Annotated in this window: 21 protein-coding genes; 13 read left to right on the forward strand and 8 right to left on the reverse strand. The window is 64.5% G+C overall.

Going from position 1 to position 20,994, the window contains the following annotated elements; all coding sequences use genetic code 11:
• Window positions 1-90: 90 nt before the first annotated feature.
• The 5 genes from RMO51_RS03030 to RMO51_RS03050 form a co-directional block, all read right to left on the reverse strand.
• Complete coding sequence (locus RMO51_RS03030; RefSeq protein WP_310391864.1) at window positions 91-495, reverse strand: hypothetical protein; 405 nt, start codon at window positions 493-495, stop codon at window positions 91-93.
• Window positions 496-553: 58 nt separating this feature from the next.
• Window positions 554-1,444: a T9SS type A sorting domain-containing protein gene (locus tag RMO51_RS03035; RefSeq protein ID WP_310391866.1), complete on the reverse strand. Its 891-nt coding sequence runs from the start codon at window positions 1,442-1,444 to the stop codon at window positions 554-556.
• Window positions 1,445-1,522: 78 nt separating this feature from the next.
• Complete coding sequence (locus RMO51_RS03040) at window positions 1,523-2,671, reverse strand: T9SS type A sorting domain-containing protein (RefSeq protein WP_310391869.1); 1,149 nt, start codon at window positions 2,669-2,671, stop codon at window positions 1,523-1,525.
• A 16-nt stretch (window positions 2,672-2,687) separates the two neighbouring features.
• Complete coding sequence (locus tag RMO51_RS03045) at window positions 2,688-4,370, reverse strand: hypothetical protein (protein WP_310391871.1); 1,683 nt, start codon at window positions 4,368-4,370, stop codon at window positions 2,688-2,690.
• A 50-nt stretch (window positions 4,371-4,420) separates the two neighbouring features.
• Window positions 4,421-5,746, reverse strand: a complete 1,326-nt coding sequence (locus RMO51_RS03050) for a serine hydrolase (protein WP_310391873.1) — start codon at window positions 5,744-5,746, stop codon at window positions 4,421-4,423.
• Between the two features lie 173 nt (window positions 5,747-5,919).
• Between RMO51_RS03050 and RMO51_RS03055 the strand changes: the two genes are divergently transcribed.
• From RMO51_RS03055 to RMO51_RS03070, 4 genes are all read left to right on the forward strand, one after another.
• Entirely contained in the window at window positions 5,920-6,768 is an 849-nt protein-coding gene (locus RMO51_RS03055; protein ID WP_310391875.1) for a hypothetical protein, read from the forward strand.
• Between the two features lie 40 nt (window positions 6,769-6,808).
• On the forward strand, window positions 6,809-7,063 hold the full coding sequence (locus tag RMO51_RS03060; protein ID WP_310391877.1) for a hypothetical protein: 255 nt from the start codon (window positions 6,809-6,811) through the stop codon (window positions 7,061-7,063).
• Window positions 7,064-7,423: 360 nt separating this feature from the next.
• Window positions 7,424-7,594 carry a hypothetical protein gene (locus RMO51_RS03065; RefSeq protein WP_310391879.1) on the forward strand — a complete coding sequence of 57 codons (171 nt, stop codon included), beginning with the start codon at window positions 7,424-7,426 and terminating at the stop codon, window positions 7,592-7,594.
• A 59-nt stretch (window positions 7,595-7,653) separates the two neighbouring features.
• Entirely contained in the window at window positions 7,654-7,902 is a 249-nt protein-coding gene (locus RMO51_RS03070; protein ID WP_310391880.1) for a hypothetical protein, read from the forward strand.
• 87 nt (window positions 7,903-7,989) lie between these two features.
• Here RMO51_RS03070 and RMO51_RS03075 read toward each other — a convergent pair whose 3' ends face one another.
• Together RMO51_RS03075 and RMO51_RS03080 are read right to left on the reverse strand one after the other, a co-directional pair.
• Window positions 7,990-8,145: a hypothetical protein gene (locus tag RMO51_RS03075; protein WP_310391881.1), complete on the reverse strand. Its 156-nt coding sequence runs from the start codon at window positions 8,143-8,145 to the stop codon at window positions 7,990-7,992.
• Window positions 8,146-8,328: a hypothetical protein gene (locus RMO51_RS03080; RefSeq protein WP_310391882.1), complete on the reverse strand. Its 183-nt coding sequence runs from the start codon at window positions 8,326-8,328 to the stop codon at window positions 8,146-8,148.
• A 419-nt stretch (window positions 8,329-8,747) separates the two neighbouring features.
• Here RMO51_RS03080 and RMO51_RS03085 point away from each other — a divergent pair, with 419 nt between their 5' ends.
• The 9 genes from RMO51_RS03085 (at window position 8,748) to RMO51_RS03125 (ending at window position 18,149) form a co-directional block, all read left to right on the forward strand.
• A complete protein-coding gene (locus tag RMO51_RS03085; protein WP_310391883.1) occupies window positions 8,748-9,425 on the forward strand; it encodes a response regulator transcription factor in 678 nt (225 codons plus the stop codon).
• 11 nt (window positions 9,426-9,436) lie between these two features.
• Entirely contained in the window at window positions 9,437-10,810 is a 1,374-nt protein-coding gene (locus RMO51_RS03090; RefSeq protein WP_310391886.1) for an ATP-binding protein, read from the forward strand.
• A 94-nt stretch (window positions 10,811-10,904) separates the two neighbouring features.
• On the forward strand, window positions 10,905-11,132 hold the full coding sequence (locus RMO51_RS03095) for a hypothetical protein (protein WP_310391888.1): 228 nt from the start codon (window positions 10,905-10,907) through the stop codon (window positions 11,130-11,132).
• Between the two features lie 52 nt (window positions 11,133-11,184).
• The gene (locus RMO51_RS03100) at window positions 11,185-11,508 is read left to right on the forward strand and encodes a four-helix bundle copper-binding protein (protein ID WP_310391889.1); all 324 of its coding nucleotides are present in this window, start codon (window positions 11,185-11,187) and stop codon (window positions 11,506-11,508) included.
• A gap of 43 nt (window positions 11,509-11,551) precedes the next feature.
• Window positions 11,552-11,842, forward strand: coding sequence for a hypothetical protein (locus RMO51_RS03105; protein WP_310391891.1), 291 nt, complete (start codon window positions 11,552-11,554; stop codon window positions 11,840-11,842).
• A gap of 77 nt (window positions 11,843-11,919) precedes the next feature.
• Window positions 11,920-13,074, forward strand: coding sequence for an efflux RND transporter periplasmic adaptor subunit (locus RMO51_RS03110; RefSeq protein WP_310391892.1), 1,155 nt, complete (start codon window positions 11,920-11,922; stop codon window positions 13,072-13,074).
• Window positions 13,075-13,121: 47 nt separating this feature from the next.
• Window positions 13,122-16,310: an efflux RND transporter permease subunit gene (locus RMO51_RS03115; RefSeq protein WP_310391894.1), complete on the forward strand. Its 3,189-nt coding sequence runs from the start codon at window positions 13,122-13,124 to the stop codon at window positions 16,308-16,310.
• Window positions 16,311-16,319: 9 nt separating this feature from the next.
• Window positions 16,320-17,822, forward strand: coding sequence for an efflux transporter outer membrane subunit (locus RMO51_RS03120; protein WP_310391895.1), 1,503 nt, complete (start codon window positions 16,320-16,322; stop codon window positions 17,820-17,822).
• Window positions 17,823-17,903: 81 nt separating this feature from the next.
• Window positions 17,904-18,149 carry a DUF202 domain-containing protein gene (locus RMO51_RS03125; protein ID WP_310391897.1) on the forward strand — a complete coding sequence of 82 codons (246 nt, stop codon included), beginning with the start codon at window positions 17,904-17,906 and terminating at the stop codon, window positions 18,147-18,149.
• A 96-nt stretch (window positions 18,150-18,245) separates the two neighbouring features.
• On the opposite strand, the gene RMO51_RS03130 is transcribed toward RMO51_RS03125, so the two are convergent.
• Window positions 18,246-20,780, reverse strand: coding sequence for a T9SS type A sorting domain-containing protein (locus RMO51_RS03130; RefSeq protein ID WP_310391899.1), 2,535 nt, complete (start codon window positions 20,778-20,780; stop codon window positions 18,246-18,248).
• Window positions 20,781-20,994 lie beyond the last annotated feature (214 nt).

Genomic DNA, 20,994 nt, shown 5'->3' on the forward strand with positions numbered 1-20,994 from the left:
GTGAGAGCAAGCCTCAGTTTGGCGCTGCGAAATGACTACCGTTTCCTGCTTTTGCCGGCTGCCATTTCAGCACCTGTTATGTGCTAGCGGCTATTGACGGTTTTGGCGGGCGGCGCGCAACTGTTCCCGACGCTGCGCTTGCAGCTGCTCGTAGCGCGTGAACTGCTCGGGGGTGAGCACGGCCCGGAACTGGCCGTTGTACTTCTCCTGGGAAGCTTTCAGCTGCTGAAAAAGTTTCCGGCGGTTGCCGCCCCCGCTCGTTTGGGCCCGCAGCGCCTGCAGTTCCTGCTGCTGCGCCTGGACGATGCGCTCCACTTTCGGGGCTTGCTCGGCCGTCAGGTTAAGTTCCTGGGTGAGGGTTTGAATCTGGCGTTCGGCGCGCTGCGCGGGCGCCGGCCGACTGGCCGAACTGGCTGGGGTTGCAGCGGCGGGAGTTTGGGCGCGGCAAGTGGCCGTCAGGGCCACAGCAGCTAACAGCAGAAGCGTATTTTTCACTGGGAAGAAAAGTAAGGAAATAGAGGAGTAAGCTATTGAACAGCTCGACACAAAACGCTTATTCTTTTAAAAACCGTTTGGTTTCGGTGCCCGCGCGGGTCGTGATTTGGTAGTAATACGTTCCCGCCGCCAGGTCGCCCAGCGCCACTTGCGTGGTATGGGTGCCGGGGGCCTGCTGCGTTTCGGCGGCGAGCGTACGCAGCAACTGGCCCCGGCTGTCCAGCAGGTTGATGGTCACGGCCCCTGCTTGTTCAACGCGGTAATCGAGCTGCGCGGTGGCGCCAACTGGGTTAGGATACAAGGCGGTTGGCTTGCCCGGCTGTCCGGAAACGCCTGGGGTACCGGGCACCAGGAGCAGGAAGGCCACGGGCCGGAAAAGTCCGTTGACCGGCCCCCGGTGCCCCCGCCGGCCCGCAAAACGGCTGAGCTGCTGCTGCTGCTCGGGTGTCGCGTGTTTCAGCACGATGGCTTTGATGTCGGCGGCCCACTGCTCTTTCTGGGGCTGAAGCGGCCCGAGCTGCTGGGCGATGGCGGTTTCGTATTTCTGTGCCAGCTGGGCCACGCGCAGCAAAATGGTCCGGGCCTCCGTGCGCAACTGTTGGGCTTGTTGGCGCTGGGCCGCCGTCAGGGCAGGACGGGCACTGTCCGGAGCAGCAGTTGCTCCGATGCTTTGCCGCAGGGCCTGGCGCCGCTGGCGGATTTCCTGGAGTTGGGCGCGGTAGCCAGCGAGTTGGGTTTGGTCTGCCGCGGAGAGCACGGGTTCCAACTGTTGGCGCTGACGCCGCACCACGGGCAATACGTTCTGTTTTAAATACGCCTTGATTTCGGGACGCGCGGGACCGCCGGGGCCTCGGAAAGGCGCGGCTGCCGGGCGGGCCAGCCCCGCCACGGTGGCGACCAGCAGCACGAGCAGAGCGAAAATAGCGGGTTGAATACGGAGGCGCTTCATGGTGGTAAAATTTAGCAAAGTGAAGAAGGGTAAGTAGTTGACTTGGCCGTTTGATGATGGAAAGCGCGCCGGGTTTATTTACTCAACCACTAATTTGTGGGTGCCCACGGTGCCATCGCGGAACTGGACGCGCAGCAGGTAGAGTCCCGACCGCACTCCGTTCAGCAGGTAGGTGGCCCCCTGCTGCCGCAACGGCACGGCCCGCCCCGCCGCGTTGTAAAGGGTCGCCTGCACCACCGGCTGGTTGGTGCCCAGCTGGAATTCGTCGCGCGCCGGGTTGGGGTACACACTCAGCACTGCCCGGCTGGCCGCCGGGGCCGCGGCCAGCGGTGTGTTGGCGCAGGTGCGCACGGTGCCCCGGAAAAACTCGTTCCAGAGCCGGGCGGCGTAGGCGGGCACGAACTGGTGGTTCTGGCCCGCCACTTCCGTGAACCGCACCGCGCCCCGGCAGTCGGTGCTGGCAAACAGGGTGTCGGTGTAGGTGTAGCCGCCCAGGGTGGGGCGGGTGATGCGGTCGGCCCCCGGCCCGGTTTGGTTGTAGCTTATCCAGTAGCGCTTCTGGTTCTGGTCCGACACCCGGCGGGTTTCGCTGGTGCCGGGCACCTGCTGGTTTTCCTGCTGGCCCCGCCAAATCCACACGGGCACCTGGCCGTTGGGTTGGTAGGGGTTGGTGTAGGGGTTGATGGCGAGCGTGGTCATGAACGAGCCGCTGACCGGAGCCGCCGCCGCCAGCCGGGCCGAGTTGCGGAACAGGTAGGTGTTGACCATGCTACTGCCGTTGGAAAAGCCCATCATATACAGCCGGTTGGCATCGACGCGGTAGCGCCGGCTCACCCGGTTCATCACCGTGTCCAAATACGCCACGTCGTTGAGGGGCGAGTTGTAGAACGAGTAGGTGGCGTCCCAGGAGTAGATGTTCCAGACAAAGCCGCCCGGGCCCTGCCGGATGCCGCCCTCCGGAAACACCAGAATGACGCCCGCCGTGTCGGCAATGGCCGGCCAGCCGCTGGAACCGGCGAAGTTGCGGGCCGTGCCCAGGCCCCCGTGCAGGGCCAGCAGCAGCGGCGCGGCGGTCGTCTGGCTGGCGTAGTTGCGGGGCAGTTGGGTGTACCACTTGCGCAGCACACCCTGCAGCACGGCGGAGTCGGCGACGAGCGGGGCCGGGGCTTGCGCGGAGGCCGGCAGCCAGGGCAGCAGGACCAGCAAGAGAGCGAAGAGCTTTTTCATGGAAAGTAAGCAGGTGTTATTGTTTGAGAAGAGGTTGGTGCACCACGGCTCCGCCCAGCAGCTCCAGCCGCAGCAGGTAGTAGCCGGGCCGCACGTCGGCCACGTCGAGGGCGGCCGCCGGCCGCCGCCAGTCGCGCACTTGGCGGCCCTGGCTGTCGCGCAGCGTCGCGCGCTCCAGGCCGGCCGGCGTGAGCAGGTGCAGCGTAGCCGCGACGGGGTTGGGGTAGAAGGTGGCGGCGCGCTGGTCGGTAGTCGGCGCCACGGCCAGCACCCCCGCCGAAGCAGGCAGGTACGCCACGTAAAAATCGCCCACCAGCGGCCCCCCCGGCGTGGTAGGTTGGGGCTCGCCCGCCAGCGGCAGGGCATCAAAGGTCATGTTGCCCGTGAAAGAGCCGGCCACGGCCACGTTCTCCCGGCTGTCGAGGCCCACGGCAAAGTTGATGACCTGCCCCCCGGTACCGGGCACCAGCTTGTGCCAGAGCACCTGCCCGGACGAGTTTAGCTTCAGCACCAACTGGTTTTGGGCGTTACCCGTCACCACCGTGCCGTTGGGCAGCGTCGTCACCGCGCCCACGTTGGGCGTCAGCACCATGTTGCCGGTGGTGGCGCTGACTTCCAGCTCGGCGCCCTCGTCCACCGGCGAAGGCCCCCCGATTTGCCGCACCCACAGCAGCGTGCCGGTGGGCGTGAGCTTGGCGACGAAGACGTCTTTGCTGCCGGCCACGGACGTGAGCACGGTGCCGTCGAAGCTGACGCTGCCCGTGAACACGCCCGACACGTACACGTTGCCGGCCGCGTCGGCGTCCACGCCGCGGGCGTGGTCGAGGCCCGCCCCGCCCCAGTGCTTGTAAAACTGCACCTGGCCCAGGCTGTCGTAGCGCACCAGGTAGATATCGCTGCCGCCGCGCGAAGTGAGGGTGGCGCCCCCAACCTGCACGGTGGCATCGAACTCCCCGGACAAGAGCACGTGGCCGGTGGCGTCCACGCTGATGCCGCGGCCTTCCTCGTGGCCGGTGCCGGGCAGCGTGAAGCCCCGCCGGAAGCGGCCCGTGCGCGAATGGTTGCTGACCCACACGTCGTCGGGACCACCGGCTTTGGCTACCCGGCTCCCATCGGGAAACTGGATGGAGTCGCCGGCGAAAATGCCCGTCGCCCAGACCTCGCCCGTGGCGGAAGTCACCACCTCGTTGCCCGAGTCGCTGCCCCGGCTGCCGAACGTGGACGCCCACACGGCCCGGCCCAGCGAGTCAAACTGGGTCACGTACACGTCGCGCTGGCCGCGGGGCGCGGGCAAGCTCACGCCGGGGTTCAGGGTCAGGGGACCAAAGTAGGTGCCCGTGATGTAGGCCGCGCATTCCGGGCCGTAGGTGTCGAGGTCCACGCCCACTTCGGGGCCCAGCCCCCCGAAAGTGCGCACCATTTGGGCGCTGCCGTTGGGCCGCAGGCGCGCCACGTAGGTGTCGGCCCCGCCGGCGGCCTGCACCGGCGTGCCGGCCAGGGAGAAGCTGTTTTTGAAGTCGCCGGTAATCCAGACCGCGCCCCGCTCGTCCAGGGCCACGCCCCGGCAGTAGTCGTCGACGCCGGCCGAGCCGCCCTTGGTGGCCCAGCGCCAGGTGGCCGGCGCCTGGGCGTAGCCCGCCAGCGCCGTCCCGCCCAGCACCAGGCTGGCGAGCAGCCATTTTTTTAGCAGTTGCATCATAACAAGGCTCTTATTTCCGCTGATTCTTAGGGTAGGACTAGGGTGACGGTTCAGGGCTGCACGAGGATTTTGCGGTAGCCCGCCGGCCCGCCGTTGACGCGCAGCCGCACGTAGTAGAGGCCGGCCGGCCAGCCCGTGGTGGGGAGGCTTTCGCCGGCGCGCAGCTGCACGGGCGGCGCGACCTGCTGCCCGGTCACCGACCAGACGCTGACCTCGGCCCCCGGCCCGGCGGGCCCTTCCAGGTAAATCCGGTCGTGGGCCGGGTTGGGGTAAAGGGTTAAGGACGCAGTGGCGGCCGATTCGCGCACGGCCGTCACCGTCGAGCAGCCGCCGCCAATCTGGGCCCGAATCAGGTCGATGGCCTGCATCGAGACGCCGGACACCCGGGCGTAGTTGGATTGGGTCAGGATGACGCCCGTGATGCCCCGGCAGCGGTCCACCCAGTAGATGGTGCCGAAGGCCCCGGCCCCGCTGAGTTGCTCGGTGTAGCGGGTGGTCGGGTTGTACACGTCCTGCCACGCGCCGAAGCCGTAGTAGATGACGGGCTGATTGTAGGGATTATTATAGGTTGGGTTGGCCGGGTAGGGCGAGGCCAACTGGGGCACCCGGTTGGTTTGGTCGCGCCACATTTCCTGCATCCACACCGAGTCGATGACCTGAGTGGTGCCCACCTTGCCGTTGCGCAAAATGAACTGGGTGAAGCGCATCAGGTCGCGGGCGTTGGAATTGATGCCGCCGGCCAGGCGCGGGTTGGTGGGGCTGCTGAGCTGGTACGTGGTGCTGCTCAGGCCCAGCGGCTGCTTAATACGCGTGGTGAAGAGCGTGTTCCAGTCGGTGCCCGCGGCCACGGCCGCGCATTGGCCGCCCACCTGCATCGAGACGCCGCTGTATTTGAAGGCCGTGCCGGGCCGGTATAGCTGGGGGTCTTCGCGCAGGATGCTGTCCACGCTCTGGGCCAGGGTAATGTTGGTGCGGGCCAGAAAGTCTTCGCCGCTGGTACCGGCCCAGCCGCCGGTATGCGCAAAGTTCTGGCGAATGGTGGAGCTGCCCTTGCGGAAGAACGTGGCCCGCGGCAGGTAGGTGCCAATGGAGTCGTCGAGGCCCAGCACCCCTTCCTGGGCCAGGCGCAGCACCACGGCGGCGGTGATGTTCTTGGTGGCCGAGGCAATGGGGACGACCGACAGGCTGTCGAGCGTGCCCAGCGCCCGGTAGTACACTAGGCGGTTGCCCTGCTTGACGAGGCACACTACGCTGCCGTTGTAGCGGGCCAGGTTGGTGGTGAGCAGCGCGTCCACGGCGCTGAAGTTGGGCGTTTGAGCGCGGGCTCCGGAAAGGGCGCTGCCCACGAGCCCGAGCAGAAGTAGTAGTCGATTCATGACAAGTGCAGCAGTGAAAGAAGGAGTGAACAGGCAGATGGACTGGCCCTTTGGGGAAAAGTTTAAAGAGCAGGCATTATTTAAAAAATACCAGCATCGTGTTAAACCCAACAACCTGTTATGCCTCCAAGCCACCGAAACCGACCTTTTTAATCCTCCTTATTTTACTCGTCATGAAAATGTTCAATCTTCACCACCTGGGTTTGGCGACGCTGGCCAGTGGTATGCTCCTGCTCGCCTCCTGCGATAAGGACCGCGACCCCGCCGCGCTCGAAAGCATAGCTTCCGCTGAAGACAGCGGCGTGGCCGAGGACGAAAACGCCGCCACCAGCGACCTGCTCGATGCCGCCGCCCCGCAGGACGTGACCCAATCCACCAGCGCTACCGTTGCCAGCCCGGCCGATTTGGCCCGCCTGCTCGCCGGCTGCGTCACTCGTACCTACGATGCCGCCACCCAAACCCTGACGCTGGATTTTGGCCCGACCAACTGCGTGGGTCCTAACGGCGTGGCCCGGCGCGGCAAGCTCGTGGCCGTGTTTAGCGGCCCCTACCGCCAAAGCGGCGCGGTGGTGACCGTGACGCCGGTCGACTACTTCGTGAACGACAAGCAGCACACCGGCACCCGCGTGCTGACCAACCTGGGCAACGGCTCCTTTTCCCTGAGCTCCGCCCAGGCCAGCGTCATCACCCCGGAAGGCACCCACCGCTGGTCGGCCGAGCGCACGTATACCCGCACGGCCGGCTTCGGCACCCCCACCATTCTGGACGACAAGTACAGCGTCACGGGCTCGGCCACGGGCACCAACCGCCAGGGCAAAACGTATGCAGTGGTCATTGGGCAGCCGCTGGTAAAGGAATTTGCCGCCGGCTGCGCCCGTCATTTCACGGCCGGCACCGTCACGGTGACCAACGCGCAGGAGAAATCGATGCTGCTCAACTACGACCCGGCCGGCACCCAGGCCTGCGACAATATCGCCTCCGTCACGATTAACGGCCGCACTCGCACCATCCGGCTGCGCTAGGGGCTCCGATGTTCTTTTCTTCCATCCTTATACTTGTGCCATGTTGCTCACTAAAAAAATGCTCTTGTTCGTGCTGACTGTTTTGGGCAGCACCAGTCTTTCGGCCCAGGCGCAGGTTGTGTACTACCGCCGGCCGGCTCCCCGGCCCGTCGTTATCGTGCACCCGGCCCCCCGGCTGCTGGTGCGTCGGGCCCCCGTGGTGGTCGTGGCCCCGGTTCGCCCGGTGTACTACGCGCCCGCCCCGGCGTATGTCGTGGCCCGGCCCCGGACCGTCGCGTACCGGCGTTTCTATTAGCGATTCAGGTGTAGGCTAACGTGAAACCCCGAATTGTGCGTACCGGCCCAGTTCGGGGTTTTTCTTGGCTCTAGCAGCCGTGGTACTCAATACCCGGGCACCTAAAGAAAAGCGCGTTCACCAAAAGAATAGTAGTAAATTCAAGGCGCTTTGTCGTTTCTCTGCCTATCTCTAACCAATCTTGCCGGCTAGCCGGCTATTACCAGTTACGCATCTGTGCTGTGCCAGCCGAAATAGATGCACGATAACTCCCATGCGGCTTTCAACTGCATCTAAATGGCCTTGAGGGTATTGGCCTGAATTAGGAGCGAGTCGGAATAGGATATCGCGCTAATACAAACCCAGTTTACTTGACGGATTATGACTTGGCTTGAGGGACTACTCAGCGCACTCCTGCTCCTGGGCTGCGGCCTGGCCCTCGTCGCCCGCCAGCGCTACCAAGCATTAGTCCGCAAACACAAAATCCTGCAGCGCCTCTACGACAAGGCCGAAGCGCAGCTAAACACGTTGTGGACCGAAAAACGGTCGTAGCAATGAATTTTCGCGGGCGCTCAGCCCTTTCACCAACACACCAGTTGCTGGGCTACTATATGAACCGGAAGCGACTTGAAGCCGCAGGATTTGTCTTCGTGGACTACTTGCCCAGCGGCACCCATTATGACGAGGGCAACCTCTACGTGCTGCTCCAGGGTGGCAAAATCGTGCGCGTCTACTGGCCGAACACCTCCGATGCAGTGGAAGTGGCCACCGGGGATTTATTTGCGCCCGAGATTCATTACAACGGGTCTGTTAGCAATATAGAAGAATTGCTGGTACTTGTCCGAAAAGCTTTGCTGTAAGCGTTTAAAGGGCTTGACGTAATTCTGTTTTGCTATTGAATGCCTGACGTTCCTGCATCCCACACTTTGCCCAATACCTGAATTTTTCTAAAATCTGCCCGAGCGGCTGATGCTGCGCAGCAGTGGATTCTGCAGTAGCTGGTTCCGGTAAGCTCCTTCCACCGCCTGCTTTGCTGGTCCGCGCTTGCCTGCTTCCTGAATCAGGCGGTCGGCTTCCTGCCGCAGCTGCAAGGCATTGACCATTTAGTCGTTAGCCTGCCCCATGGCTCGCAACCGCTCGGCTTCGGTCATGGAGTAGCGGCCGGGGTTCTTGAGCGTGGCAATCAGCTCCACACTCTGCGCCGTCAACTCATCAGTAATCTTCTGGTAGTTGAAGGCGGTTTCGACGTTCTTTTTCTTGAGCACTTCCTCGTAGGAGAGCATCAAAAAGTGTGGGGCAATTCTGTTTCAGGGTAAGTGGCTAATGGCTGTGCTAGCTTCTAGACAGACCAGAAATTTGGACTGCCCCACACTTTTTGATGCTCTCCTAACATATGCCGGGTGCGAAGCTATTGGTTTCCGGAAATGATGGTGGGTTGGGGTGTGAAAACCTGGCAACCCGAGTAAAAGAGCGTGCAGGGGCTGCGTTGCTACAAAAGGCTTTCTTTTTTTAGGACAAGCAAATTTAATTATTAGCACACTGTAAATCAATTAAGTACGTACTTATCGTGTAAATCCGCTCAATAGGGACAAGAACTACATTATTAAGCAGAGGCGGTTCACTTTTGCGCTTGCGATTCGAATTATCTGGCCTGGTTCGGCTCGCTTGGCACATACTGCCCCGATAGTACGTCCTTTGCTTCCATATGAAAATCCTACTCGTTGAAGATGAACCCAAGCTTGCCTCCTTCGTGGGCAAAGGCTTTCGCAACGAGGGCTACGAATTGGACGTGGCCTACGACGGCCGCATGGGCCTCTCGCTGGTGCAGCAGAACACCTACGACCTGGTGATTCTGGACGTGAACCTGCCCTACATCAACGGCTTTGAGCTGTGCCGGCTCATCCGGGCCGACTACCCGCAGGTGCCGGTGCTGCTGCTCACGGCGCTGGATAGCCTCAACGATAAGGTGACGGGCTTTGAGGCCGGGGCCGACGACTACCTGGTGAAGCCCTTCGAGTTCAAGGAACTGCTGCTGCGGGCGCGGGTGCTCACCCGGCGCAGCTCCGAAGCGACGGCCGTGAAGCGCGTGCTGCGCCTGGCCGATTTGGAGCTCAACCTCGACTCCAAGGCCGTGACCCGCGCCGGGCAGCGCATCGAGCTCACTACCAAGGAATATGCGCTGCTCGAATACCTGCTGCTGAACCGCAACCGGGTGATTTCGCGGGTCGATATCGCCGAGAAAGTCTGGGAGTTGAACTTCGACACCAACACCAACATCATCGACGTGTACGTGAGCCACCTGCGCAAGAAGCTCGACAAAGGCTACGACACGAAGCTGATTCATACCGTGGTGGGCATGGGCTACGTGGCCCGCGAAGGGTAACCCAAGAGGCCATGCTGATTCGCAACAAGCTCATTCTGCGCTTTACGCTGCTGGTGCTGGCCATTCAGCTCAGTTTCTCGGCCTTTGTGTACTACTTCCACGCGGTGGCGCGGGAGCAGCGCTTCACGCGCCGGCTGGCGGGCAAGGCCGTGATGACGGCCCGCCTGCACCTGCGCCACCCCACCGACACCAGCCGGGCCGCCCGGGCCTTTCGCCGGCGGGATTTGCTGACCATCGAGCAGGAGGAAATCAGCATCTACGCGCCCGATAACCGCCTGATTTACGTGAGCGCCGACACCGTGCCGCAGGGCGAGAACCGGGCGCAGCTGGCGCGCCTCGACGCGGGCGACCCGCCGGTGCGCTTCCGGACCGGGACGCTGGATGCGGTGGGGCTAACCTACGGGCCGGCGGGCCGGCCGTACCGGCTGTTTGCGGCCGGCTACGACGAGCTGGGCTGGGCGCAACTGGCCAACCTGCGGCTGATTCTGCTGGCTGGCAACGTGGGGGCGCTGGTGCTCATCCTCCTGGCCGGCTGGTACTTTGCCGATGAGTCGCTCAAGCCCATTGCGCGGGTGGTGAAGCAGGTGCAGAAAATCACGGCCCGCGAGCTGAGCCGGCGGGTGGACGAGGGCAACGGCACCGACGAAATTGCGCAGCTGGCCATCACCTTCAACCAGATGTTGAACGGCGTAGAACTGGCCTTTGAGGCTCAAAAGAGTTTTGTGAACCACGCCTCGCACGAGCTGCGCACGCCGCTGACGGTGGCGCTCGGCACCCTGCAAACGGCTCACGCCTACGACCAGACGCTGCCCGAAGCCCGGGAGAGCATGGCCTCGGCGGTGGAGGAGATGCTGCACCTCGTGGCCCTCACCAACGGCCTGCTGGCCTTGGCCCAGGCCGACGAGGCCCTGTTTCGGCGCCAGCTCGTGCGCCTCGACGAGTGCCTGACCCAGGCCGTGGCCCAGTGCCAGGGCCGCTATCCGGGGCGTGCGCTGCGCGTGGATTTCGGTCAGTTGCCAGTTGTGCTTGACACGCCATTTGCGGTAATGGGCAACGCGGAACTGCTGACCACGGCCCTGCTCAACCTGCTCGACAACGCCTGCAAATACTCCCGGGCCGGGGTGCGGGCCACCCTGAGCTACCCCAGCCCAACCACCGTGGAAGTAGCCGTGGCCGATACCGGCATCGGCATTGAGCCCGCCGAGCTGGCCCGGGTGCAGGAGCCGCTGTACCGGGCCGAAAACGGCCGCCACGAGCCCGGCTACGGCATTGGGCTGGCCGTGACCCAGAAAATTGCCCAGCGCCACGGCGGCGAGCTGCGGCTGGAATCGGCCCCCGGCCGGGGCACCACGGTCACGCTGCGGCTGCCGGTTGCTAAAGCCTGAGCGGGCCGCATTTAATGTTTTTTAATGTCGCATTCAGACCGCGTTAATGTCGGGGAGGGTGCTTTGTGGCCTTCCCTGTCGCTAGGCCGCTGCTATGAAACGAGAAAAACGCCCCTGGATGCTGCTCTACCTGCTGGTGGGCGTGCTGGTGCTCTCCACGGGCCTCAATTTCTATTTCCTGCTCCAGCTCGACAACCGGGTGTGGGACCAGGAGATGAAGGCCGAGTTGCAGGACCGCGCCACCGACGCTCAATCGGTGACGTTCCGCCTGCCCGCCGCCCCGCTGGCCTTGCCCGATACGGCCGCGGCCCCGCCGCCCTGACGCGCCGGGTTTTGCCGTTTGCTCACCCTTGTTTTTTGTCTTGTTCCCCTCAATGCTTCCCCGCCAACAACACCTGCTTAACGCCCTGAATGCCTGCCCGGCCGCCCGCAACGAATGCTTCGCCGGCAACTTGGCCGCGCCCGACGGGGCGCCCGCCGCGCGCAGCATCCAGCTCACCCGCGACTGCGCCGACCTGTGCCAGCTGGTGGCCGCCTTCGTGGCGCGGGGCTCCGAGCACGTGAAATTCCTGCTGCGCGAATGCGCCGAACTCTGCCGCGCCTGCGCCGACGAAGAGACCCAGCTGCCCCCCGACTACTGTCGTCGCTGCACCGACGCCTGCCGCCAGGCCGATAATGCCTGCCGCACGGCCTACTAAGGTCGTTTTATCTCTCATTTCTTCCATTTAAGCCTCCCCACGCATGGCTACCGTCATCTCTTTTTCGGCTCTTTCGCCCGCGGCCCAGCTGCTGGCCGTGCGCCCACTGCGGCGCGACATGGTGCGGCGCCTCGGGCCCTCGGATGCTTCGCTGCTGTGGTGGCGGCAGGCGGTGCTTGCCGCCGACCCCGTGCTGGAATGGTCGGCGGACCGGGGCACGGCCATCGTGCGCCGGGGACAGGCGCTGCTCGACCGCGTGGCCCGCTGCTACCTGGTGACCCGGCCGCCGGTGCCCGACCTCATCGACGAAGAGCTGCTGGCCCTGCTGCCGTAGCGCCCAGAATCCCTAACCTATTGATTTTCCCTGCTACCCCCCGCGCCCCGTGGTGCGGCCCTCACCTGACTGTGTCTATGCAAAGCCCCTTGTTGCGCCACCTGCGCCATTATTGTCTGCCATTTTTTGTGGGCGGAAGCGCCTTGCTGGCCGGCTGCGGCCAGGGTAACGCCGAAGCCGAAGCGGCCGCTCCGCCCGCCGTGGCCCTGCCCGTGATGCGCCTGGCGGCCCACGACACGGTGCTCACCCGCGAGTACGTGGCCGACGTGCAGGCCGTGCGCAACGTAGAGCTGCGGGCCCGGGTGAAGGGTTTTCTGGAGAAAATCTACGTGGACGAGGGACAGTTGGTGAAGAAAGGCCAGCCGCTGTTCCGCATCACCGACACCGAGTACCGCACCCGGTTTGACCGGCTGCGCGCCGGGCGCAGCGACGCGAACGCGCAGGCCCGGGTAGCCACCCTGGAATTGGAGCGGGTGCGCATGCTCACCAAGGAGAATATCATCTCGAAAACCGAGCTGGACGTGGCGCTGGCCAAGCTGCGGTCCGCTCAGGCCCGGGTGAAGGAAGCCGGTTCGGGCGAGCGCAACGCGGCCCTGATGCTGTCCTACACCCTGGTGCGGGTCCCCTTTGATGGGGTAGTGAACCGTGAGCCCCTGAAAGTGGGCAGCCTGGTGGACGACGGCACCCTGCTCACCACGGTGACGGATGCGCGCGAGGTGTTTGCCTACTTCAACGTGTCGGAGGCCGAGTACCTGGAGTACATCAAAACCCGCGACCAGGACCCGGCCCGCAGCACCAACCAGGTGCGGCTGGTGCTGGCCGATGGCTCGCTCTACCCCCCGGCCGGCAAGATTGAAACCGTGGAAAGCCAGTTCAAGGCCGGCACCGGGGCCATTGCGTTCCGGGCCCGCTTTGCCAACCCCAAGAGCCTGCTCAAGCACGGCGCCACCGGCAAGGTGCGCCTGGCCAACACCGTGGCCGATGCCCTGCTGGTGCCCCAGAAAGCGGTGTTCGAGCAGCAGGACAAGAACTACGTGTACGTGGTGGACGCCAAGGGCACGGTGCGCCAGCGCAACTTCGTGCCCCAGAGCCGCCTCGACGCCTTTTACGTGGTGAAAAGCGGGCTGAAAGCGGGGGAAACCATCGTGTGCGAAGGCATTCAGGACCTGCGCGACGGGGAGCGCATCACCACCCGGCCGGTGACGCTCAACAGCTTGGCCATGGGCAAGTAGGGGCGCGGCTTTCTGCGTGCCCAACTGTAATTAAAACTCCGAAACCCATGCTCAGTATCTTCATTCGCCGGCCGGTGCTCTCGCTGGTCATCTCGCTCTTTATCACCCTGCTGGGGGTGGGGGCGCTCTTCACGCTGCCCATCACGCAGTTCCCCGACATTGCCCCGCCCTCGGTGACGGTGCGGGCCAAGTACAACGGGGCCAACGCCGAAGTCTGCGCCAAGGCCGTGGCCGTGCCGCTGGAGCGGGCCATCAACGGCGTGCCGGGCATGACCTACCTCTCGACGGTGACCTCCAACAACGGCACCACGCTCATCACGGTGTATTTCGAGGTGGGCGTGGACCCCGACATTGCGGCCGTGGCCGTGCAGAACCGCGTTTCCACGGTGATTGACGAGCTGCCGCAGGAGGTGATTCGCAACGGGGTGATGACGGAGAAGGAGGTGAACTCCATGCTCATGTACCTGAACGTGGTGAGCAACGACCCCGCCGCCGACGAGCAGTTCATCTACAACTTCGCCGACATCAGCATCCTCAACGAGCTCAAGCGCATCAAGGGCGTGGGCCTGGCCGAGCTGCTGGGCAACCGCGAGTACTCGATGCGGGTGTGGATGAAGCCCGACCGCCTGCTGGCCTACCGCACGTCGGTGGAGGAAGTTGTGACGGCCATTCAGCAGCAGAACATCGAGGCCGCCCCCGGCCGCACCGGCGAGAGTTCGGGCCGCGCCCCGCAGATGCTGCAGTACGTGCTGCGCTACACCGGCAAGCTGGAAAAGCCCGAGCAGTACCGCAACATCGTGGTCCGGGCCAACCCCGACGGCTCGGTGCTGCGCCTCAAGGACGTGGCCGACGTGGAATTCGGGGCCCAGACCTACCGAATGGAATCCAAGACCAACGGCCGGCCCTCGGCCGCCATTCGCCTCAAGCAGCTCCCGGGCTCCAACGCCTCGGAAATCATCGAAAACATCAAAATCCGCATGGAGGAGCTGCAAAAAACCAGCTTTCCGCCGGGCATGAAGTACATCATCAGCTACGACGTGTCGCGCTTTCTCGACGCGAGCATTCACGAGGTGCTGCGCACGCTGGTGGAGGCGTTTTTGCTGGTGTTCGTGGTGGTGTACCTGTTTTTGCAGGACTGGCGCTCCACGCTGATTCCGGCGCTGGCCGTGCCGGTGGCGCTTATCGGCACGCTGGCCTTCATGCAGCTGCTGGGCTTCTCGATTAACCTGCTCACGCTTTTCGCGCTGGTGCTGGCCATTGGCATCGTGGTCGATAACGCCATTGTGGTGGTGGAGGCCGTGCACGCCAAGATGCACGAAGAACATTTGTCCGCTATGGGTGCCACGCTGGCGGCCATGAGCGAAATTAGCGGGGCCATCATTGCCATCACGCTGGTGATGTCGGCGGTGTTCGTGCCGGTGGCCTTCCTGAGCGGGCCGGTGGGCGTGTTCTACCGGCAGTTTTCGCTCACGCTGGCCATTGCCATCGTCATTTCGGGCATTAATGCCCTGACGCTCACGCCCGCCCTGTGCGCGCTCATGCTGAAAGAGCCGCAGGCTGATTCCGAGCGCACGGGTCTGCTGGGCCGCTTTTTCACGGGCTTTAACCGCCGCTACGAGGCCTTTGCCGAGCGCTACCAGGGCCTGGTGCGCTGGCTCTCCAGTCGCCGGCTCATCACCACGCTGCTGCTGGTGGGCTTTTTCGTCGCCACCTGGGGCATCAGCCGGGTGCTGCCCACGGGCTTCATTCCGAGCGAGGACCAGGGCATGGTCTACATCAACGTGACCACGCCGCCCGGGGCCACGCTGGAGCGCACCACCAAGGTGCTCAACGAAGTACAGCGCATCGCCAGCCAGCTCAAGCCCGTGGAGTCGGTGTCGACGCTGGCGGGCTTCTCGCTGATGAACGACGTGTCGGGGGCCAGCTACGGCATGGGCATGATTAACCTCAAGGCCTGGGACAAGCGCACGGAATCGGTGCAGGACCTAATGAAGCAGCTCACCGCCCAGACCCGCCACCTGACCGACGCCAACATCCAGTTTTTCACCCCGCCCACGGTGCCGGGCTTCGGCAACGCCTCGGGCTTCGAGATGCAGCTGCTCGACCGCACCGGCCGCAACGACTTGCAGCAGACCGACCGGGTGGCCCAGCGCTTCCTCAAGGCCCTGGCGAAAGCGCCGGCCGTGCAGGGGGCCTTCACCGGCTTCGACCCCAACTTCCCGCAGTACCTCATCCACGTCGATGCCGACCTGGCGGCCAAAAAGGGCGTGAACGTGGCCCAGGCCATGAGCACGCTCCAAACCCTGATGGGGGCCAACTACATTTCCAACTTCATCCGCTTCGGCCAGATGTACCGCGTCATGATTCAGGCCGACCCCGGCTACCGCTCCACCCCCGAGGACCTGCTGAAGCTCTACGTGAAAAACGACCAGGCCCAAATGGTGCCCTTCGCCGCCTTCACCAAGCTGGAACGCGTGTACGGCCCCGAGCAGCTCACCCGCTACAACCTCTACAACGCCGCCCAGTTCAACGGCGAGGCGGCCCCCGGCTACAGCTCGGGCGACGCCATCAAGGCCGTGGAGGCAGTAGCCGCCAAGGAGCTGCCGCGCGGCTACGTTTTCGAGTGGAGCGGCATGACCCGGGAGCAGATTCTGAGCGGCAACCAGGTGCTCTACGTGTTCGGCATCGTCTTGATTTTCGTGTACCTGTTGCTGGCCGCGCAGTACGAGAGCTTCGTGCTGCCCCTGCCGGTGCTGCTGAGTTTGCCCACCGGGGTGTTCGGCTCCTTCCTGTGCCTGAAGCTGCTGGGCCTGGAAAACAACATCTACGCCCAGGTGGCGCTGATTATGCTCATCGGCCTGCTGGGCAAAAACGCCATCCTCATTATCGAATTCGCGGTGCTGCGCCGCAAGCAGGGCGCCTCGGTGCTGGATGCGGCCGTGGAAGGGGCCCGCTCGCGCCTGCGGCCCATCCTGATGACGTCGTTTGCTTTCATCGCGGGCCTGATTCCGCTCTGCATCGCCAGCGGGGCCGGGGCCATGGGCAACCGCTCCATCGGCACGGCGGCGGCGGGCGGCATGCTCATCGGCACGCTGTTCGGCGTGGTGCTCATTCCAGGATTGTACGTGCTGTTTTCGCGGGAGAAAAAAACCGCCCAGCCGGATGAGGAGCCGCTGGCGGAAACGGAAAAAACCCCTGCACTCACGGCCGCTGCTCCGGCCCACGCGACTGCTTAGCCTGTTCTTATGTTTGTTTATTCATCTGGTTTTCTCCGTTCTTTCCTGCGTTTTCTCCCCCGGCTGGCCGGCCGGGGCGGCGGATTGGCGCTGCTGACGGGGGCGCTGCTGACGGGGGCGTTGCTCGGCGGCTGCACGGCGGTGGCCCCACCCGTTGCGTCGCCCCGCGCTACTGCCTCTCCCTCCACCTTTACCGCCGTTGCCAATGCGGCCGATACAGCCAGCGTGGCGCAACTTTCGTGGCGGCAGTTCTTCGCTGATTCGGCCCTGGTGGCCCTCATCGACACGGCCCTGCGGGCCAACCCCGACCAACTCATTGCCGTGCAGCGCGTGGAAGAGGCCCGCGCCGGTCTGGTGGCCGCCCGCGGGGCGCTGCTGCCCATCGTCAGTGCCGGGGCCACCGGGAGCTTCGACCGTTTTGCCGATTACGCCGCCCTCGGCCAAACCAGCACCAACGACGGCCGGGAATTGCCCAACGGCGTACCCAACTTTTTCCTGGGTTTGCGCAGCAGTTGGGAAATTGACCTCTGGGGCAAGCTGCGCCAGCGCCGCCAAGCCGCTTTTGCGCGGGTGCTGGCCAGCGAGCAGGGCCGCCGCCTGGTGCAAACTGCCCTAGTGGCCCAGGTGGCCAGCCTCTACTACGAGCTGCTGACCTACGACAACCAGCTGGCCGTATTGGGCAAAAACCGGGCGTTGCAGGAGCGGGCCGTGGAAATCGTGAAGCTGCAAAAGCTGGGCGGCCGGGCCACCGAGCTGGCCGTGCAGCAGTTCATTGCCCAGCTGCTGCGCACCCGCAGCCTGCAGGTCGAGGCCGAGCAGCGCATCGTGGCCACCGAAAACACCCTGAACCGCCTGCTGGGCCGCTACCCGCAGGCCATCCGCCGCGGCCGGGCGCTCACCGCCCAAACGGTGCCCGCCGCCGTGTCGGCCGGGCTGCCCAGCGCCATGCTGCTGCGCCGGCCCGACGTGCAGCAGGCCGAGCTGGAACTGGTGGCCTCCCGCGCCGACGTGGCCGCCGCCCGCGCCGCCTTCCTGCCCTCGCTCACGCTGGCGTCTTATTTAGGCGTGAATTCCTACACGCCCGCGCTGCTGCTGCAAACGCCCGGCTCGCTGACGTTGGGCCTGCTCGGCGACCTATCAGCTCCGCTGCTCAACCGCAGCCTGTTCCGGGCCAACTACCGCCGCGCCGCCGCCCAGCAGCAAGCCGCGTACTGGAACCACCAGAAAGCCATCCAAACCGGTTTTGAGGAGGTAACCACCGACCTGCGCGGGCTGGAAAACTACCGCCGCGCCGCCGACCTGCGCCAGCAGGAAGTGGCCGCCCTCACCCAGGCCGTGGCCGTTTCCAACAAACTCTACTCGGCCAGCTACGCCAATTACCTGGAAGTGGTGACGGCCCAGCGTAGCGTGCTCGACGCGGAGCTGAACCTGACGGCCGCCCGTCGCCAGCAGTTCCTGCTGCTCATCGACCTATACCGCGCCCTGGGCGGCGGCTGGACAAGGCAGCCGTAGTCCAGCCGCATTTTCTGGCCAGTTATACCGGCAGCCCTGGCTTTTTTTCGTACGCTGGGTACCGCTTCCTGTTTACTGCCCATGCCCGACCCTCTTTCCCTTACTGACCGCCTAGCCCTGCAACGCACCCGCCTGGCCAACGAGCGCACGTTTCTCACCTACGTGCGCACCAGCCTGGCCATGCTCGGTTTCGGGCTGGTCCTGATTCAACTGCATCCCGTGCGGACGGGTGCACTCGGCTACGGGGCCGTGCTGGCCGCCGCCGTGGTCATGCTCACCGGTTTTATCCGGTTTCGGCAGCGGCGGCGCGAAATCGAGGCTTGTTGACGCACATGGGCGGAGGTCATCCTGCCCATCCGCGGAGCACAGCTTTGGCCTTAAAGGAATTTTACCGCCCCGCTGCTACGAAAAGGCCAGTTACACTCACCGCTGCACGAGCAGCTTGTGCGTGGAACGCTGCGCCCCGGCCGACACCCGGACAAAATAAATGCCGTTCGGCAGGTGCGAAACGTCCACCATGCGCTGGTTGCGCGTGGCGGAAACGCGCTGGCCCAGGGTGTTCACAATGTCGGTGGTGAAGTCAGCGGCCGACGGCGGGGCGATGGTAATGGTGCCGGAAGCCGGGTTGGGATACACCGCGACGGCGGGGGCGGCCGCGGGGTTGGTGGCGGCCGTGACCACGCCGCAGCCCGCGTGGGTGAGCATGTACACCCAGGCTGGCGTGTAGTACGGCACCTTGCAGATGGTGGCCGCCGCCACGTCCACGGCCACCACGTTGTGGGCGCTGCCGCCCGTGAGGCCGGCCAGCGACGACAGCAGGACGTGGCTGTTGTTGTAGGCGCCGTTGCTGGTTTCGAACACGGCCGGGGCGGGCGCAAACCGGTCGATGCCGAGCCGCCGGAATATTTCCAGCTGCTGGGCCGGGGTGCAGCCCTGGTTATCGGCCTGGTGCGTGAGGGCGTAGGAGCGGCAGGTGGGGGTAGCCGAGGGCCGGTTTTCCCAGGCCGCGGCCTTGCGCAGCGGCGCGACGAAGTAGTCCTTCGGCGCGGCGAAGAGTACGGCCCGGTCCACCACGGTTTGCTTGGCGATGAAGGCCGCGTGGCCGCCGCCCTGCGAGTGGCCAGCCACGGCGATTTTGGTCCAATCCGGCGCATTACCGCTGTAAAACTGGCCCCAGCCTTCGGTCGGGAAGTTGGTGTGCAGGTATTGCAGCGCCCTGAGCACCCGGTTGGTGATGGAGTTGGCCGCGTCCACGGCCACGAGCGGGGTGCGGTCAGTCCCGTCGATGACTTCGCCCCGTACTTTATCGAAGCACAGGCTGTCGGAAGAGCCGGCGCAGAGCGGGCTGATGGTGGCGTTGCTGTAGCTCAGGCCCAGCGCGTGATAGCCCTGCTCGGCGGCCAGCTTCTGCACCCCATCGTAGCCGAAGGGACTGGAGTTGGAGCCGGGCAGGAACAAGAACAGCTTGTTGCGCGGCGCCACGGCGGTGTTGACGAAGGTCTGGTGGTAGCCAAAATCGTTGCTGATGCCGGCGTCGGTCAGCGACGGAATCACCACGCGGTGCTTTAGCCCGGCCACGACGGGAGTGCTACCAGCCGGGTTGAAGAAGGCCGTTTTGCTGGCCCGCAGCGCGTAGGCCGTGTTGTGCGACGGATTATCGTCGGCATCGTAGCCGCCGACGTACACGAAATCCGCGTCGTTGACGAAAGGCGAAGCCGCGATGGCGCGGGTGGAATTGAGCACCGTGAGCGGCCCGAACATGGTGTTGTCGATGCGTTTCAGCGAATACGTGACCGCGGCGCCCACCTGCTTGCGGGTCAGGTAAAAGGCGTCGTCGCGGAGGTTGGCCGGGTGGTGCTGGAGCGTGATGGTGAGCACCGAATCGGCCGTGACCGGCTCCGTCACCCAGGTCATCTCGCTGTTGGCCACCACGTAGTACTGGCCGGGGTAGCCGAAGGCAGCGGTCAGAGCAATGTCCACGTCGTACTCCGTCGCCACTGGGTAGGGCAGCGTGGCGCTGGGCGTGACGCGGTAAATCCGGCTCACCGTGCCTTCTAGCGCAGCCAGCAACGCTTGGCCCGGTCCGGTGGGGTTCTTGATGGTGGTCAGCCCCCGAAACCCGCTGCTGCCGCCCGGCACCGCCACGAACGGGTAGGAAAACACCGAGGTCCAGGTCGGGTTGGGGCCGTCGTTGCGCTTCCAGATGTTGGGCGCGATGGCGCAGTACAAATCCCCGTTGCACACCGCGAACGCCATGGGCCGGCCCACGAAGCCGGAAAACTCGGCGGCGGCCGTGTTCCAGGCGATTTTGCCGGGCCGGGTCGCGTCATAAGCCCCCGAGATAAGGCCGTTGGGCAGCGAGCCGGCGAAAATCCGGTCCACGCCCGTCACCTTGTCGCGGTATACGATGAAGCTGCGAATCGTCCCGTCGTTGTCATTGCCGCCGGTGGGGTTCGCCGGCACGGTGCCGATGACGGTTTCGGTCCAGGCGGCGGGCGTAGCCGCATCGTTGCGGGTGTACACCGACAGGATGCCGGTGAAGTCGCGGGCGGCGGCAATCAGCACCGTGTCCGGGGCGCTGAGCGCGGTCCCGGTCTGGTCGGTGCGGAACACCACCGATTCCAGCGCCGTAATGCCCTCGTTGCGCTTGCGCTCGCGGCCGGTCAGGTTGGGGAAGAAGGTGTTGAAGTGCTTGTCGAGCCGCCAGGGGCCGGTGGGCGCGTCGAGCCGCACGATTTGCGCCCCGATGAACGAGTCGCAGGTGCCGGTGGTGTCGTCCTTCCAGGTTTCGGTGCCGCCAAACAGCCGGCCTTTGTGGGTGGCCAGCACCCGCATTTCGGTGCCGCCCATAAAGTTGCCGCCGGGGTCCACGGTCCCGCTCGTGTAGGAGCGGGAGAATTGGGCCCGGGCTCCGCCGAATGTGCAAGCCAGGGCCAGAACGCAGAGTAACGTTTTCATATCGATGGGAGGAAATCAATTTGGGAATAAAGAATAACCTGCGAGAATCTCATGCTTCGTCTAGCGTCCGCTTGCCGAAGCATCTCTACTCGGAACATCTTTACTACGCAAGTAATCCAGTCGATTCAACGAAGTGGTAGAGATGCTTCGACTGCGCGAACGCCAGATGAGCATGACGTTCTTTTTGTCGTTTTTTGCATAGCCTCCAAAAACC

This window comes from Hymenobacter sp. (genome assembly GCF_031398885.1).
Classification (GTDB): Bacteria; Bacteroidota; Bacteroidia; order Cytophagales; family Hymenobacteraceae; genus Hymenobacter.